Below are 249 nucleotides of genomic sequence, written 5' to 3' on the forward strand. Positions count from 1 at the left end.
AAGCGGAAGAAGAATAAGCCACGATTAGGGATATAACACGCGCAGTGTCGATACCGGTGGTTGCTAATGGTGATAGTACATCACCAGAACAAGCACAGCAGGGGTTGGACTATACGGGTGCAGATGCCATCATGAATGGCCGAGCCGCCAAAGGTCGCCATTGGATATTTAGGGAGATAGAACACTATTTGCGAACTGGAGAACACTTACCACCACCTGCTATTTCAGATGTGCGAAGTATTTTAATGG

The 249-nt window shown here is 47.4% G+C and carries 1 pseudogene; it reads left to right on the top strand.

Going from position 1 to position 249, the window contains the following annotated elements:
- Positions 1-17 precede the first annotated feature (17 nt).
- Positions 18-249, top strand: a pseudogene (locus CWC04_RS19465) (tRNA-dihydrouridine synthase); the annotation flags it as partial.

Source organism: Pseudoalteromonas sp. S2893, assembly GCF_005887105.1.
Classification (GTDB): domain Bacteria; phylum Pseudomonadota; class Gammaproteobacteria; order Enterobacterales; family Alteromonadaceae; genus Pseudoalteromonas; species Pseudoalteromonas atlantica.